We start from the raw sequence: 14,679 nt of genomic DNA on the forward strand, positions 1-14,679 counted from the left end.
GGTTCAGCACCTATTGGACGGCTATAAAAGACGGTTAACGAATATGATATGGCGCAGTATGGCTGAATCGATCATCTTTAGCTTTGTTGTATTTGGCGCTATTATTTATTTTTTGCAATCACGTGAATTGATTGTGCCTTTTACGAGCTGGCAGGAGGGCGTGAAATTTACCTTTATGGCGATTGTCGTCATAGCTGGCATTGGCGCGGGATATGGCTATTGGAACAGCAGCCGGATTACAAGGCGGCTTGAGCCCATGATGGAAACGATGATTTTGTTGGAAAAAGGAACATTTACCCGCGATGGCTTCCAGAACGGAGAAGATGAAATTGGACGTTTGGGTGAGCAGCTGGGCCGTATTATGAAGCGTTGGGAAGAACAGGTCACTTCCTTGCAGCGTTTATCCAATGATAATGCGGAGCTTGCCGAGAAGGCGAAGCTTTCTGCCGTTATTGAAGAAAGACAACGCTTGGCACGCGAGCTGCACGATGCTGTAAGTCAGCAGTTATTCGCCATTTCGATGACGGCAACGGCGGTTGGCCGGACCTTGGACAAGGACTTCGAGAAAGCGAAGAGGCAAATTCATCTCATCGAAGAGATGGCTTCCGTGGCACAGTCTGAGATGAGAGCTTTGCTGCTGCACTTGCGCCCAATTCATCTCGAGGGGAAACGACTGTCAGAAGGGCTTGTAGAGCTGCTTAAGGAGCTCGCGGCTAAGGTTCCGATGGCGATTACGTGGGATATGGACGAAGAAATTCGTTTAAATAAAGGGATTGAGGATCATTTATTCCGGATTGTGCAGGAGGCGCTCTCGAATGCTTTGCGTCATTCCAAGGCGAATAAGTTGGAAGTGAAGCTGCTGCATCGTCCGGACGGTGTTCGTTTGGCCATTCGTGATGACGGAATCGGGTTTGAACTGGATGCGAAGAAACTTACCTCCTATGGCATTGTCTCTATGAAGGAGCGGGTTAATGAAATCGGCGGTTCCGTAGATATTATTACAGCGCCCGATCGTGGGACACGGATTGAAATTCGCGTGCCTATCCTTGCTACAGAATTAGCGCTTGAAACGTAAAGAATGGTGCAAACTTTATTTTCTGAACGAGAGGAGAAGCAAATGGACGACACTTTGATTAAAGTTTTGCTTGTCGATGACCATGAAATGGTAAGAATCGGCCTTGCCGCCGTATTAGGAACAGAGGATGGCATCGAAGTGGTCGGTGAAGCAAGCAATGGACACGATGGCATTCGGCTTGCACAAGAATACCGGCCTGACGTTGTCCTCATGGATTTGGTCATGGAAGGCATGGACGGGATTGAAACGACGAGGAAGCTGCTGCAATTGTATCCTGATTGCAAAGTCATTGTGTTGACGAGCTTCCTGGATGATGAGAAAATGTATCCAGTGATTGAAGCCGGGGCTTTCAGCTATTTGCTGAAAACGTCCCGCGCTTCCGAGATTGCTCAAGCGATAAGAGCGGCAGCCAAAGGGCAGTCCATTCTCGAATCGCAAGTGGCCTCGAAGATCATGAACCGGTTTCGTCAGCCGAAGCCTGTCGCGGAGCCTCATGAGGATCTGACCGAGCGGGAAATGGAAGTGCTGCGGTTGATTGCCAAGGGCAAGTCGAATCAAGAATTAGCGGATGATTTATTTATCGGTGTGAAGACAGTTAAGTTTCATGTCACGAATGTACTGGCCAAGCTTGGTGTGGAGGATCGTACCCAAGCGGCTATCTATGCATTCAAACATGGCTTGGCTGAGTAGCATTGAAGCTGCAAGGGAGCGATAAGGGATGAATTTATTAAAGCAAATGTGGAGCTGGTTTGGTTCCATTGCGATTTCGTTTATTTTGGTCGTATTTCTTGGTGTGTTCGTGTTCCAGTCTACGAAGGTAATGGGACATTCGATGGACCCAACGCTTCATGACAGCCAGCGTGTGTATGTATCGAAGCTCTCTCATACATTTAGTTATGAACCCAATTATGGTGATATTGTCATTATCGACTCGAGGGTTGATATGAAGCGAACGTTCAAGAACGACTTGCTCGACAGCCCCTTGCTCAGCCTGTTTACCAAGGGCGATGACAAGCATGTCTGGATTAAACGTGTGATCGGCAAGCCAGGAGATCAATTAGAGCTCAAGGACGATAAGATGTATCGCAATGGCCAATTGCTCGACGAGCCATACATCAACGAAGCTATGAGAGCCAATGGCAACAAGCAGTGGACAGTGCCAGAGGATCACGTGTTCGTGATGGGAGACAATCGCAACAACAGTATGGACAGCCGAGTAATTGGATTTGTACCGCTGGATCATGTGTTAGGCAAAAAACTTTTCTGATGCCAAAACAGCCCTCAAGATGAACATGCAGGAGCATGAACTCATCATGAGGGCTGTTTGTTGTTTGGAAATTTCGCTGCTACATCTGGGCATCAAGGAGAAGACCGCTCATCGGAACCGGCAAATATGCTTGAAGCTTAGCACGATATTGGCCGTAAGGCTTAAGCTGGGAGCTGGACAGTTGGAAGAGGGATTCCGCCGGAAGCTCCTGCAATTGTCCAAGCGAGTTCGCGAGGGATGTGGCGAAGCCCGTGATGCTGCCGAGACTTTTGCGAAGGGAGCCTGTTGAATGATGGATCTGCTGATCCAGCTCTTCTTCGTTCAGCTCCAAGGTCCCGTCATCAAGCTGGGTGATTCCAAGTTCTTGCAAGGAATAAGGCTTAGCTGCTTGTTCCAGTCCATTGAGCAGAGAGCGGTTCAGGTATTCCGGTGAGTTGCTAAGACTATGTTGAAAGGCATTATAGGTATCTACAAATTGGCGTATAGGCTCTTTGACGGCCTTGCTATCTGTTTCTTCCAGATAGGACGCTGTAAAAGCGGAAAGGGCAGGCAGGCGAGTATTGACCAAGGATTGCGCGGATTGTTTAACAACCTGAGCAGACTGAATAAATCCAGCTACATCTTGAGCTGCTTTTTGCGCGAATTGCTTATAGGGCAATCCTTCGTAGGGCATATTCAAAGAGCCCTTTATCGTCGTTGAATTACCGCCGGAGACGCCGCGGACTGCGCTGACCCGATAATAGTCCTTATGGGTTTGATAGCTGTTTACAGCCATGATCGGCAGATAGGCATTGATCATTCAAAACACCTCATTTTCGCTTATGTATAGTATAGCATTCGCAGTGACTGGGGTAAATTGGAATTTGTTAGGCAGGAACAATTCGGAAAGTATTGAACCCAGCGGAGTCAATTGCGCGATAACCGACATAAGATAGCATTATTGCTTCTTGTGGAGGCGGTGTCAGATGATTCGCAAACGATTGACTTCCATTGACGATCGGTCCATCCATCGATTGGTTATTGAACAGTTAGTACCCTTTTCCCGACTATATGACACAAGCGCTTCCGTAACTTTTTCGGATATACGCAAGCGGCTGAACCATAACAAAACGTTTGTCTTGGCCAAAGGGTTGAAGCAGCCTTTCGGTTTCATTTCCGTTATCCGCAAATCACACACGCTATTCGTGGATATGCTGGCTATTGACGCTCGCGAGCAAGGGAAAGGCTGGGGGAGTGATCTGATGAAGATGGCTGAGGACTATGGCAGAAGCGAACGCTGCCGTACGGCTGAGCTTTTTGTTGATGAAAGCAACCCCAAAGCGATTGGCTTCTATGCAAGCAAAGGGTATCAGATCAAGGAGTATCATCCAGAACTAAGCTGCTACAAGATGAGCAAGCGTATCGCCCGCTAGTTGGCGAAATAGCTTGAAAGCGGGCTGTCTTCTTCAAGTAGAAGTTCTACTGAAGAGACAGCCCTGTTTTCATTCACTGAAAATCGCTGCAACGCGATCAAGCGGAATTACGAAGGCTCCTAATGGACCAGGTGCAGGGCCGAAAAGGGGGAGACCGAAGAACGAAAATCCGCCTGGAGGCTCACTCAGGGCCGGGTTTGAAGAGGCCGTTTTGGACTGTTTTGTTTTTATAGTTTTGGATGCAGATTTGCCGCTTTTTTTTGCGGAGTTAAGCTTTGGACGGGCTTCTTCATTGAGGATTAAGTTGTTTTTGTCCAGACGGCTGAGAATACCGAAAATTTGTGAACCATCGTTCAAATAAATAAGGACGGGCTTCCCGCAATGGCTGCGGCAGGACTTTGCCGTTATCGGATGAATGGGCTGCATGTGAATCATGGCACCTCCGTTTTGTTATGTACTGTAGCCTATTCGGTGCCGATGAGATCGGTATAGACAGATGACTATTTTTATATAAGAAATTGTTATTAATAAAATACTCAGAAAAGTTGAATAGCTTGCCTATTTTAGGTATGCTAAGCTTATTGACTTTATCCTAATAGAGAAAGAATGATGAATAGATGAGTGGAGCTGTATTTTACATTTTCGGAGCAACAGGAGATTTGGCCAAAAGAAAGCTGTTTCCAGCCTTTTACAGCCTCTACCGTGAAGGCAAATTAGGTGAAAATTTTGCTGTGGTGGGTCTGGCCCGCAGACCACGCACGAATGATCAATTCCGCGATGACGTGAAAAATTCGATTGAAGATTTTGCTCGTTACAAAATCACGGACGATGGCGAATGGGATCGTTTCGCGGAGCGTTTTGAATACATGTCCTTGGATATTAACAATGTTGCGGGATTCCATGATTTGAACGTACTCACGACCAAGCTCGATGAGAAGTATCAAACAGGCGGCAACCGCTTGTTCTATCTAGCCTTGGCGCCTGAGCTGTTCGGCAACGTTTCATACAACTTAAGCGAAGGCGGCTTGCTGGAAACCAAAGGTTGGCACCGTCTGGTCATTGAGAAGCCTTTCGGCTACGATCTGCCGTCGGCAGAACGCTTGAATGCTCAACTGCGTCAAGTGTTTGAGGAAAAGGATATTTATCGTATCGATCATTACCTGGGCAAAGAAATGGTGCAAAATATCGAATTCGTTCGTTTTGCGAATGCCTTCTTTGAACCGCTTTGGAATAATAAATACATAGCTAATATTCAAATCACGCTCAGTGAGACCGTTGGTGTTGAGGAGCGCGGTGGCTACTACGACCATTCTGGAGCTCTGCGAGATATGGGGCAGAACCATATGCTGCAAATGCTTATGATGATGGCTATGGAGCCGCCAAGCCGCCTGCATCCGGAAGATATTCGTGATGAGAAGGTAAAGGTTCTGCGTTCCCTGCGCTTATTCGAATCCGGTGATGATGTGCGTGCCAATGTGGTGCGTGGGCAATATGCGACCGGGTCCAGCAGAGGGAAGGATCTTCCTGCGTATCGCGAAGAGGATTCGGTTAATCCGGAATCGACGACGGAAACCTATTTTGCTGCGAGAGTGCACGTAGATAATTTCCGCTGGGCAGGCGTTCCTTTCTACATTCGCACAGGGAAAAGGCTGCCGGTCAAAACGACGGAGGTCGTTGTTGAATTCAAAAACATCCCGAATAACGTCTACTTAGCCAAGAAGCATGATCTGGAACCAAACTTGCTTGTTTTCCGTGTGAATCCGATGGAAGGCATTTATTTGAAAATGAATGCCAAGCAGCCGGGATCTGAGGGTGTCATCGTGCCTGTGGCGATGGATTTCTGCCAAAGCTGCCAGATCGGGATCAATACGCCGGAAGCTTACGAGCGGTTGTTGTATGATGCTACGCGTGGGGATTCGACGTACTTCACCCGTTGGGATGAGGTTGCGCTTGCTTGGTCTTATGTTGACCGCATCGCAGCGGCTTGGGCTGAGCAATCCAGCGATTTGAAGCACTATCCAGCTGGTTCATGGGGTCCTGTCGAAGCAACAGAGCTGCTAAGTCAAGATGGCTTCAAGTGGTGGCCAATTAACGGTCAGCATGAAGGCGAAGTCGATTGGGCTGCTGTTCAGAAAACGACGGTTTTAACCTAAGACGACAAGCATATTATCCAACAGGCGGCTCTGCCTGTTGGATTTTTTGTGGTATAATAGCGATTACGGAGTAAATCTTATAAGTATACTTGGGGTGCGTTTATGTCGCGAAGAGCTTTTATCCGATGGCTGCTCGCAATCGGGGCCGCGTTGGTTGGATTAAGCGCCTTTTTCAGTCAAAAGGTGAAGCAAGCATTTCTGCAGGAGGATCATCCTGCTGGTTCTACGATAACGCCCGAGCCTGCTCAAGCTGTAGCGCAAACGACGGCAGAACCGCTGCCAACGGGCCCGCTGATGTCTTATTTTATTCTAAGCGATCTGCATGTTAGTGTTGGTGATCCCTCGACTGGGAAGAAATTGAAGCAAGCGTTGGATGATATCACGCATTTCGACGGACCGGTGGATGCCATTATGCTAACCGGCGATTTGACGGATACAGGTACGGAACGAGATTATAAAGAGCTGCGTACCATTGTAAATGAGTATAAACTTCCGCCTGTTCATGGGAACATGGGAAATCATGACTATTACACGATCTGGATCAACAAAGCGAATAACTGGGATCAAGAGGCTGTCCCGAACGGCAAGAGTGATGCCACGAGCAGGGAGCAGTTCAAGAAGCATTTTGGCTATTCGCAAGTCTACAATGACTTTACGACCAAAGGGCATTCAATTCTGCTGCTTTCGCAAGAAGCCTATGTGCAGGAGAAGCCTGAAGTTGGTGAAGGCGCATGGTATTCCGATGAACAACTGGCATGGTTTAAGGAACGGGTGAAAAGCTTATACAAGCCGGGAAGGCCGTTGTTCGTCATGACGCATCAACCGCTTCCGCCCAGCGGCACAGATGGGGGAACGCATCAATTAATACGTGCCATCCAATTCCGTGAGATTCTGAAGCCTTATAAGAATGTTTTCGTTTTCTGCGGACACCGCCATCAGGATTTCCAGAACGGGACACCGCATTATGTGCAAGAAACATTCCATTTTTTCCACAATTCTTCCGTGGGAAGAACATTAAACCGTGCTTATCAACAGGAAGCCAAGACGAAGGCACAGGGCATGTATGTACAGGTGTTTGCCGATAAGGTCGTCGTACGCGGCAGAGAGTTCAGCAATCGTACGTTCCTTGAAGAAGCGAATTGGAGTATCAATTTGCAGAAAGCTCAAGCGTAATGTTAAGCATTTATGTAAAAGAAGAAGGGAATAAACTAACAAATGACAACGCAACTGACTAAACTTCTCGAAACGGAAGTCGCCAAGCGACGTACGTTCGCGATTATTTCTCACCCGGATGCGGGGAAAACGACACTGACGGAGAAGCTGCTCTTATTCGGAGGCGCGATTCGCTTAGCCGGTACAGTGAAAGGCCGCAAGGCGAGCAAGCACGCCACATCGGACTGGATGGAGATTGAGAAGCAGCGTGGAATCTCGGTTACGTCCAGCGTTATGCAGTTCGATTACGAAGGTCATCGTGTGAACATTCTGGATACACCAGGTCACCAAGACTTCAGTGAGGACACTTACCGGACACTGACTGCCGCAGATAGCGCCGTCATGCTCATCGACGTGGCCAAAGGGGTAGAGACACAGACGAAGAAGCTGTTCCAAGTGTGCCGGATGCGCGGCATTCCGATCTTCACGTTCATTAACAAGTTGGACCGTGAAGGACGTGATCCTTTTGAACTTCTGGAAGAACTCGAGGAAGTGCTGGGCATTCGTTCTTATCCGATGAACTGGCCGATTGGTTCGGGCAAACAGTTCTGCGGTGTGTATGACCGCGGCAAATCGCAATTAGAGCTGTATCAAGGCGATGACCACAAAGACATTCAAGTTCGCAAGGTAGATGGTGTTGACGATCCTTTAGTCAAGCAGATTGCCGGTGAATTTCTGCATAAACAATTAAGTCAGGATATCGAATTGCTTGATGTAGCCGGCGATCCTTTTGATATGGAGAAAGTGCTGAAAGGCGAACTGACACCCGTATTTTTCGGAAGTGCAGTGAACAATTTCGGTGTGCAGACGTTCCTTGAGAACTTCTTGCAGCTTGCTCCTAAGCCAGAGCCGCGCAACAGCACAGCAGGTGTCATTGAGCCAACCAAAGAGAAGTTTTCCGGTTATGTATTTAAAATTCAAGCGAACATGAATCCGGCTCACCGTGACCGTGTAGCTTTCTTGCGCATCGTATCCGGTAAATTCGAACGCGGGATGTCCGTGAAGCATGTCCGCATCGGCAAAGATATTAAGCTTGCGCAGCCGCAGCAATTTTTGGCGCAGGATCGGGATATCGTAGAAACAGCCTTCCCTGGCGATATTATCGGATTGTTCGATCCAGGTATTTTTAGAATCGGCGATTCCCTGAGCGAAGGGGAAGAGATTGTTTTCGATGAGCTGCCGACCTTCTCGCCGGAGCTGTTCAGCAAAGTTTCGATCAAAAATGCGTTGAAGCAAAAGCAGTTCCTCAAAGGGATTGATCAGCTGACCGAAGAGGGAATGATCCAAGTATTTACGACATTTGGCTTCGAGGACATGATCCTTGGCGTTGTAGGGCAGCTGCAATTCGAGGTGCTTGAGCATCGGATGCGCTCCGAATATGGCGTAGATATTCTTTTGCAGCGTCAAAACTACCAGTTCGCACGTTGGATCGTGGACGAGAAGATTGATCCAGGCAAGTTCCGCATTAATTCACAACTGGTGAAAGACAAAAAAGGCAACTACGTGGGCTTGTTCGAAAGCGAGTATGCGCTTAGATCTTCCATTGAGAAGAACCCGACGGCCAAGTTTTTAACGAGTGCGCCATAACACATAGCAATCAAGAAGAGGCTAGCCCCAGATTACCATCTGGGGTAAGGCCTCTTCTTTCATTTTAGTCGCCAATGGACAGTTTGCTTCATACAATAGGTACGGGTAATAGTAATCACGAAGTCGACTGTTTAAGGAAGTGAACTCAGAGATGCATCTCTTAATTATTGCTCCTGAGCAAATCCCCGTACCCCCCATTCTGGGTGGTTCCGTCGAAATATGCATAAATGCTATTGCACGCGAGCTTGCTATGCACCACCTGGTTACCGTTATATCACGGCAGCATGCTTCGTACAGCAGAGTGAGCAGAGAAGGCCAGCTCACAATTATCAGAGTTCCGTCGGGGAAATCAACGCGTTATATGAATGAAGTGATTAAGGCCATCCAAGGCAAGTCGTTTGATTGGATTCAAGTGGATAACAGACCCCGCTATGCGGCTGCCATCAAGAAGCATTTTCCGCATACACCGGTCTCACTCTTCATGCACTCTTTGACTTATGTAAGGCCGCCTTATGCGCGGGTTGCCAGCTGCGCGAAGCAATTGGCGAAGGTGGATTGGATTGTAGCCAACAGCAGCTCACTGGAACAAGAGTTGCGAAGACTTTATCCGACACAGACCCGTCAGCTTCACAAAATTTATCTAGGCACCGATGTAGATAGATTTAGTCCTAAATCTACGATGACCATCAGGCGCTTGAGAAAAAAATATCATGTCAGCAACGGCTTCCAGGTTCTCTTCGTAGGGAGATTGATTAAACGCAAAGGGCTGTCGGAGTTGATACGTGCTGTCCATTTGGCGAGGAAATCAGCTCCTCAGGTAAAGCTGTTAATAGCGGGAGGGCAGCAAGGTAGAGGCTATAAGGCTGCGCTGCAAAAGAAAGCGAAAAGGCTTGCTGTGCCTGCGAAATTTTTAGGCAATATCCCGCATCGAAGGATGCATCAAATCTATGGCCTTGCGGATTGTTTCGTCTGTCCGTCCCAGAAGCATGAGGCATTCGGACTTGTGAACGTAGAAGCGATGGCCTCTGGGCTTCCTGTTATTGCCTCAGCCATTGGCGGGATCAAAGAGGTGATTCAGCATGAGCATAATGGCGTTCTGATTGACTCGTTCCGAGACCCGCGCGCATTCGCTCGAGGCATCGTTGCAGTCGCCACACAGAAAGCATGGGCGGAAGACTTAGCGAAGCAAGCGCGGAATGATGCCGTGGAACAATTCAGCTGGCAGGCCACAGCACAATCATTGGCCGACTTCTATAGAATGAAGCTGGAGGCGAAACATGAAAAAGATAGGAAAGAAATCGAGTGGAATCCGCTATTCCAGATACGTCATGAGCAAAATGAGGAAAACGAAGGCAGTAGAAGCGAAAGCATCGCTCCGGCAATACGTGCCGACAACGAAACGAATGACGCATGACACCCTAAAGCAAATGCTTGCTCAGCATAAAATGATTTATATCAAACCGGATATTGGGATGTTTGGAAACGGCGTTATCCGTGTAGAACAGACTGAAGCCGTGGCGGGGAAAGAGAAAGAAAATATTGTTGAGCCACTGTATAGGTATCAGTCTGGCGTGAAGGTGAGGAAGTTCAAAACTTTCGATGAGATGTATACTTCTATCATTAAATTGACGAAAAATCGGCCTTATTTGACTCAGAAAGGGATTCATCTGCTCAAGCACAAAGGGAACCGATTCGATCTGCGGGTCATGGTTCAGCAAACGCCGACGCGTGCTTGGGAGACGACCGGTGTCATTGGGCGCGTTGCGCATCCGAGCAAAATCGTAACCAATTTCCATAATGGAGGAACCTTGAAATCGGTGGAAACGCTGCTGCGAAGTTATTTGCCGATAAGTCAGCGCAAAGGATATGTGAGGAAGCTCCAAGGGCTCGGTCAGCAAGTAGCGCAGGCGATTCATGCGCGGTACAAAGGGGTTAAAGAAATCGGTGTGGATGTCGCACTGGATCATGAGCTGCATCCATGGATTCTAGAAGTAAATACCAGCCCGGATCCTTACATTTTCCAGCGCTTGAGCGACAAAAGCATTTTCTACAAAATGAGACGCTATGCCAGAGCCTACAACAGACCGGTTAAGAAATCATAACCGGTCTGTTGTATTGGTTAAAGCTTTGTTCAATGTCGAAGACAGAGACGGGCGGACTTAATAGATAACCCTGAATCGTCGTGCAGGTGGTTTCTTTCAAGATGGCGAGCTGGCTCAATTCTTCAACGCCTTCGGCAACCACTTGCACATTCAGTGCATGTCCAAGGTGAATGATCGCATTGGTAATGGCCAAGTCGTCTTTATTAGAGTGGATATTTTTGACGAAGGAACGGTCAATTTTCAAACAATGAATAGGGAAATGCTTCAAGTAGTTAAGGGACGAATAACCAATGCCGAAGTCATCTATGGAGATGGAAATGCCGATCTTGCAAAGCTTGTCCAGGACAGCCACGGTAGTCTCCATATTCTGCATGATCGAGCTTTCGGTAATTTCGAATTCCAAATAAGAAGGATCAATGCCAGTTTTTTCAATGATGTGGATAGCCTTGTCTGAGAAGTGCTCATCCTGGAACTGGCAGGGCGAGATATTGACGGCAATCTGATAGTTTAAAATGCCAGCTTCGAGCCATCTTACCTTCTGCAGGCAGGCCTCGCGGAGCACCCACTCGCCCAGCGGCAATATCAAGCCGCATTCTTCGGCAAGCGGAATGAAATCGTTCGGCGCAATAAGGCCAAGCCTAGGGTGGTTCCATCGTACCAAGGCTTCCAAACAAATGATGTTTCCTGTGGAGAGTTCGAGTCGCGGCTGATAGTAGAGAATAAGCTCATTCTCTAGAATGGCTTGGCGCAGCTCGGTTTCCATCTGGATATGATTAACGGACGTCAGCTTGTTCAGCGAGTTGTAGGCGACATGTTTGTTTTTGCCCGTATGTTTAGCGGTTAGCAAGGCTTGATCTGCTTGATGCAAGCTTTGTTCAAGGGAAGCAGATAAGGATTCAATGAAACTTGATCCTATGCTGACGTTGATATAGCACTGCTGCTCCATGACGTTAAATGGTAAATGAAAGAGGCTCTGTACACGTTGTATGATGGGGGAAAGCTGTTCCTTCCCGTCGGCACGCATAAGAAGTCCGAATTCATCATCGCCTGTTTGAACGATAAGATCACAATGGGAAAGAGTTTGCAGTCTGCCTGCGATTTCTTGGAGCAGAAGATCTCCATATGTATAGCCAAGGGAGAAATTCACTTGTCGAAAACGATCGATGTCAAGAAGCAACAAAATACGCAAAGGCAGGGGGGATGCGGTTCTATGGTGATGTCGCATAGTTTTGCGAATCGCGTTTTGAAGCTCAAGCCGATGGTGGATGCGAGTGACTTTAGGGGTGCTCCGCAGAGTACCTAGGGTTGTTGCTGTGGCCAAGTGAAGAAGGCGCCAGACTGCTTTCATTGCGATCACTCATTCCCACATCATAGTTGTAGCTTTCACCTTTATCATAAAACGAAAGGCGAGGTCTAGACAATATTATAATTTAGTTTATTTGACATATAATAGGAATTTTTTGGACGCGCCTTTATTCAAACTTAATATAATTGTCGTAATTTGACGAAATTTTTACGAACCGATAGGTATTGACAAAATTGCGTCCGAAATGAGAAAATGTACGCGTGTACATAATGGATAGACGGAGGGTTCTGCATGGTAACAAGAAAAGAGGTTGCTGAATTGGCAGGTGTCTCCGAAGCGACCGTTTCTCGTGTATTTAATGGGCTTGGCCCGATGAAGCCATCAACCAAAGAGCGTGTGTTAGAGGCCGCCAAGCAATTGAATTATCATCCGAATGCGATTGCTCAGAGTTTTGCTCGAAGACGAAGTGGAAATCTAGGTGTTGTGCTTCCCTACATGCCCAAGGTGCATCTCTTCTCTGCTTATTATTTCTCGGAAATCTTAAGCGGAATAGGCGAGCAAGTGAGGGAACAAGGGTATGATATGCTGCTCTCCCTTTTGAAGCCGGATGAAAGCTTGGATTACTCAGCTCTGTACCGGTCGCAGAAAGTGGACGCTTGTGTCATTCTAGGCGCCAGAGATACGCCCGAACAGCGACAATCACTGATGAAACTGCAAGCGGAGGGCCATCCGTTTTGCTTAGTGAATCAACGCTTCGAGGGTTTATCCTTTCGAGAGGTAGATGCCGATCATATTGTGGGCAGCTATCAGGCTGTGCGGCATTTGCAGGAGGAGGGCTATCAGAAGATTGCTTTCTTGAATGGTTCTCTAGGGTATTCGAACTCGCTCGACCGGCTTGAGGGCTATCACAAGGCAATGAAGGAAGCGGGTTTGGACGTGAAGCCAGAGCTGCTGCTAGAGGGCAACTATAGCCGCAAAAGCGGATATGAAGCGGCTGAGCGAATTTGGGAGCAGCGTGAACACGTTGAAGCGGTTTTTGCTGCCAACGATCGAATGGCGATCGGCTTAATGCAAGGACTTCGCGAACGAGGCTGGATCGCTGGCCGGGACTTTGCTGTGATTGGCTGCGATGATTCCGATGCTGCCAAGCTGAGTGATCCCCCGCTAAGCAGCATTAATGTTCCTTTTTATGAAATGGGCAAAGAAGCAGCTCGAGGTGTTCTTGCAGGTGTTCTGCAGGGTGAAGCTGCCAATCATACGAAGGTGAAGCTGCCTACCCAAGTCGTTGTAAGACAATCATCGAAGAGAAATCCTTCCAAGTAGAAGTCAAAGGGCGTGAAATTGGGTAATCAATGGGAGAGACCTGATGAATCTAAGGAGGAATTATCATATGAAATCATTCAATGTCGGTATGGTTGGCTACAAGTTTATGGGGAAAGCGCATAGTCATGCGTATAAGGATATGCGGATGTTTTTCCCGCAGACAGCGGTGCCTAAGATGAAGCTTCTCTGCGGCAGAGATGTGAACGGTGTCAGCTCAGCAGCCGAACAATTCGGCTGGGACGGGTACGTCACCGATTGGCGCGATCTGGTCTCGCATCCCGAGATCGACATCGTCGATATCAATGCGCCCAGTGATGCGCACAAAGAGATTGCGATTGCCGCCGCCAAGGCAGGCAAACACCTGTTCTGCGAAAAGCCGCTGGCACTGACCCTTGCTGATGCAAGGGAAATGCTGCAAGTGGCGGAGGAGGCAGGCGTGAAGCACATGGTGGGCTTCAACTATCGCTTTGCTCCTGCGGTGCAGCTTGCGAAGAAGTTGGTCGAGAGCGGCCGTCTCGGCGACATCTATCACTTCCGGGCCTGGTTCCTCCAGGACTGGATCGTAGATCCGACATTCCCGCTCGTATGGCGCTTGCAGAAGGAGATCGCAGGTTCTGGGGCGCACGGGGACTTGGGCGCGCATCTCATCGATCTGGCTCATTTCTTAGTTGGTGAGATGAAAGAAGTGATCGGGATGAGCGAGACGTTCGTCAAGGAGCGTCCGATGCCGACAGAGATGACAGGGCTTAGTGCAAAAGGCAGCAAAGATGCACCCATGGGAGCCGTCACCGTGGATGACGCAACGTTATTCATGGCACGTTTTGCGAATGGCGCTTTGGGCAGTTTTGAGGCTTCGCGGTTTGCGCCAGGGCACAGGTGTACCAACGCTTTTGAAATCAATGGCAGCAAGGGCAGTGTGAAGTTTGATTTTGAGCGATTGAATGAATTGCAGGTCTTTTTTACTAGCGATGACGAGGATGTTCAGGGCTTCAGACGCGTTTTGGCGACGGACCCGCCGCATGCTTATATGGATGCTTGGTGGCCGACAGGTCATACGATTGGTTATGAGCATACCTTCGTTCACGAGGTGGTCGAGCTGATGACGGCGATCGCCGAAGACCGGCAGCCCGTACCGAATTTCTATGATGGCGTGAAGTGCCAAGAGGTGCTGGAGGCTGTGGATCAATCCATTACCGAGCGCCGCTGGGTAAGTATTAGTGATGTTTAGGATAGAGCGTCAAT

General features: G+C 48.3%; 14 protein-coding genes. 11 read left to right on the forward strand and 3 right to left on the reverse strand.

Features of this window, described 5'->3' with window-relative positions; all coding sequences use genetic code 11:
- Positions 1-13: 13 nt before the first annotated feature.
- The 3 genes from BC351_RS19330 to lepB are packed head-to-tail and all read left to right on the forward strand — an operon-like array spanning position 14 to position 2,342.
- Complete coding sequence (locus BC351_RS19330) at positions 14-1,075, forward strand: sensor histidine kinase (protein ID WP_079414376.1); 1,062 nt, start codon at positions 14-16, stop codon at positions 1,073-1,075.
- A gap of 42 nt (positions 1,076-1,117) precedes the next feature.
- A complete protein-coding gene (locus tag BC351_RS19335; RefSeq protein WP_079414377.1) occupies positions 1,118-1,765 on the forward strand; it encodes a response regulator in 648 nt (215 codons plus the stop codon).
- A 28-nt stretch (positions 1,766-1,793) separates the two neighbouring features.
- Positions 1,794-2,342: a signal peptidase I gene (lepB, locus tag BC351_RS19340; RefSeq protein WP_079414378.1), complete on the forward strand. Its 549-nt coding sequence runs from the start codon at positions 1,794-1,796 to the stop codon at positions 2,340-2,342.
- Between the two features lie 79 nt (positions 2,343-2,421).
- On the opposite strand, the gene BC351_RS19345 is transcribed toward lepB, so the two are convergent.
- Entirely contained in the window at positions 2,422-3,141 is a 720-nt protein-coding gene (locus BC351_RS19345) for a flagellar filament capping protein FliD (protein ID WP_079414379.1), read from the reverse strand.
- Between the two features lie 166 nt (positions 3,142-3,307).
- Here BC351_RS19345 and BC351_RS19350 point away from each other — a divergent pair, with 166 nt between their 5' ends.
- The gene (locus BC351_RS19350) at positions 3,308-3,754 is read left to right on the forward strand and encodes a GNAT family N-acetyltransferase (protein ID WP_079414380.1); all 447 of its coding nucleotides are present in this window, start codon (positions 3,308-3,310) and stop codon (positions 3,752-3,754) included.
- Positions 3,755-3,823: 69 nt separating this feature from the next.
- Here BC351_RS19350 and BC351_RS19355 read toward each other — a convergent pair whose 3' ends face one another.
- Positions 3,824-4,189, reverse strand: a complete 366-nt coding sequence (locus tag BC351_RS19355; RefSeq protein ID WP_079414381.1) for an LSm family protein — start codon at positions 4,187-4,189, stop codon at positions 3,824-3,826.
- 182 nt (positions 4,190-4,371) lie between these two features.
- Between BC351_RS19355 and zwf the strand changes: the two genes are divergently transcribed.
- The 5 genes from zwf (at position 4,372) to BC351_RS19380 (ending at position 10,808) form a co-directional block, all read left to right on the forward strand.
- Entirely contained in the window at positions 4,372-5,907 is a 1,536-nt protein-coding gene (gene zwf / locus BC351_RS19360) for a glucose-6-phosphate dehydrogenase (protein ID WP_079414382.1), read from the forward strand.
- A 102-nt stretch (positions 5,908-6,009) separates the two neighbouring features.
- A complete protein-coding gene (locus BC351_RS19365; RefSeq protein WP_079414383.1) occupies positions 6,010-7,080 on the forward strand; it encodes a metallophosphoesterase family protein in 1,071 nt (356 codons plus the stop codon).
- A gap of 42 nt (positions 7,081-7,122) precedes the next feature.
- Positions 7,123-8,706: a peptide chain release factor 3 gene (locus BC351_RS19370; RefSeq protein ID WP_079414384.1), complete on the forward strand. Its 1,584-nt coding sequence runs from the start codon at positions 7,123-7,125 to the stop codon at positions 8,704-8,706.
- 151 nt (positions 8,707-8,857) lie between these two features.
- Positions 8,858-10,120, forward strand: coding sequence for a glycosyltransferase family 4 protein (locus tag BC351_RS19375; protein ID WP_079414385.1), 1,263 nt, complete (start codon positions 8,858-8,860; stop codon positions 10,118-10,120).
- Complete coding sequence (locus BC351_RS19380) at positions 10,044-10,808, forward strand: YheC/YheD family protein (protein WP_167388031.1); 765 nt, start codon at positions 10,044-10,046, stop codon at positions 10,806-10,808. The genes BC351_RS19375 and BC351_RS19380 overlap by 77 nt, the downstream gene beginning before the upstream one ends.
- Here BC351_RS19380 and BC351_RS19385 read toward each other — a convergent pair.
- The gene (locus BC351_RS19385) at positions 10,795-12,156 is read right to left on the reverse strand and encodes a putative bifunctional diguanylate cyclase/phosphodiesterase (RefSeq protein ID WP_079414387.1); all 1,362 of its coding nucleotides are present in this window, start codon (positions 12,154-12,156) and stop codon (positions 10,795-10,797) included. The two genes, BC351_RS19380 and BC351_RS19385, sit on opposite strands and share 14 nt — an antisense overlap.
- Before the next feature lie 249 nt (positions 12,157-12,405).
- Between BC351_RS19385 and BC351_RS19390 the strand changes: the two genes are divergently transcribed.
- The gene (locus BC351_RS19390) at positions 12,406-13,437 is read left to right on the forward strand and encodes a LacI family DNA-binding transcriptional regulator (protein ID WP_079414388.1); all 1,032 of its coding nucleotides are present in this window, start codon (positions 12,406-12,408) and stop codon (positions 13,435-13,437) included.
- A 67-nt stretch (positions 13,438-13,504) separates the two neighbouring features.
- Complete coding sequence (locus BC351_RS19395; protein WP_079414389.1) at positions 13,505-14,665, forward strand: Gfo/Idh/MocA family protein; 1,161 nt, start codon at positions 13,505-13,507, stop codon at positions 14,663-14,665.
- The last annotated feature ends 14 nt before the right edge of the window (positions 14,666-14,679 follow it).

Origin of the sequence: Paenibacillus ferrarius, assembly GCF_002027705.1 — a bacterium.
Classification (GTDB): Bacteria; Bacillota; Bacilli; order Paenibacillales; family NBRC-103111; genus Paenibacillus_E; species Paenibacillus_E ferrarius.

Bases quoted from the DNA above. Each gene is read 5' to 3' on its own strand.
- lepB (WP_079414378.1), top strand. From the start codon at position 1,794: ATGAATTTATTAAAGCAAATGTGGAGCTGGTTTGGTTCCATTGCGATT.
- BC351_RS19390 (WP_079414388.1), top strand. From the start codon at position 12,406: ATGGTAACAAGAAAAGAGGTTGCTGAATTGGCAGGTGTCTCCGAAGCG.
- BC351_RS19370 (WP_079414384.1), top strand. From the start codon at position 7,123: ATGACAACGCAACTGACTAAACTTCTCGAAACGGAAGTCGCCAAGCGA.
- BC351_RS19350 (WP_079414380.1), top strand. From the start codon at position 3,308: ATGATTCGCAAACGATTGACTTCCATTGACGATCGGTCCATCCATCGA.
- BC351_RS19385 (WP_079414387.1), bottom strand. From the start codon at position 12,156: ATGAAAGCAGTCTGGCGCCTTCTTCACTTGGCCACAGCAACAACCCTA.
- BC351_RS19375 (WP_079414385.1), top strand. From the start codon at position 8,858: ATGCATCTCTTAATTATTGCTCCTGAGCAAATCCCCGTACCCCCCATT.
- BC351_RS19335 (WP_079414377.1), top strand. From the start codon at position 1,118: ATGGACGACACTTTGATTAAAGTTTTGCTTGTCGATGACCATGAAATG.
- BC351_RS19380 (WP_167388031.1), top strand. From the start codon at position 10,044: ATGAGGAAAACGAAGGCAGTAGAAGCGAAAGCATCGCTCCGGCAATAC.
- BC351_RS19365 (WP_079414383.1), top strand. From the start codon at position 6,010: ATGTCGCGAAGAGCTTTTATCCGATGGCTGCTCGCAATCGGGGCCGCG.
- BC351_RS19395 (WP_079414389.1), top strand. From the start codon at position 13,505: ATGAAATCATTCAATGTCGGTATGGTTGGCTACAAGTTTATGGGGAAA.
- BC351_RS19345 (WP_079414379.1), bottom strand. From the start codon at position 3,141: ATGATCAATGCCTATCTGCCGATCATGGCTGTAAACAGCTATCAAACC.
- BC351_RS19355 (WP_079414381.1), bottom strand. From the start codon at position 4,189: ATGATTCACATGCAGCCCATTCATCCGATAACGGCAAAGTCCTGCCGC.
- zwf (WP_079414382.1), top strand. From the start codon at position 4,372: ATGAGTGGAGCTGTATTTTACATTTTCGGAGCAACAGGAGATTTGGCC.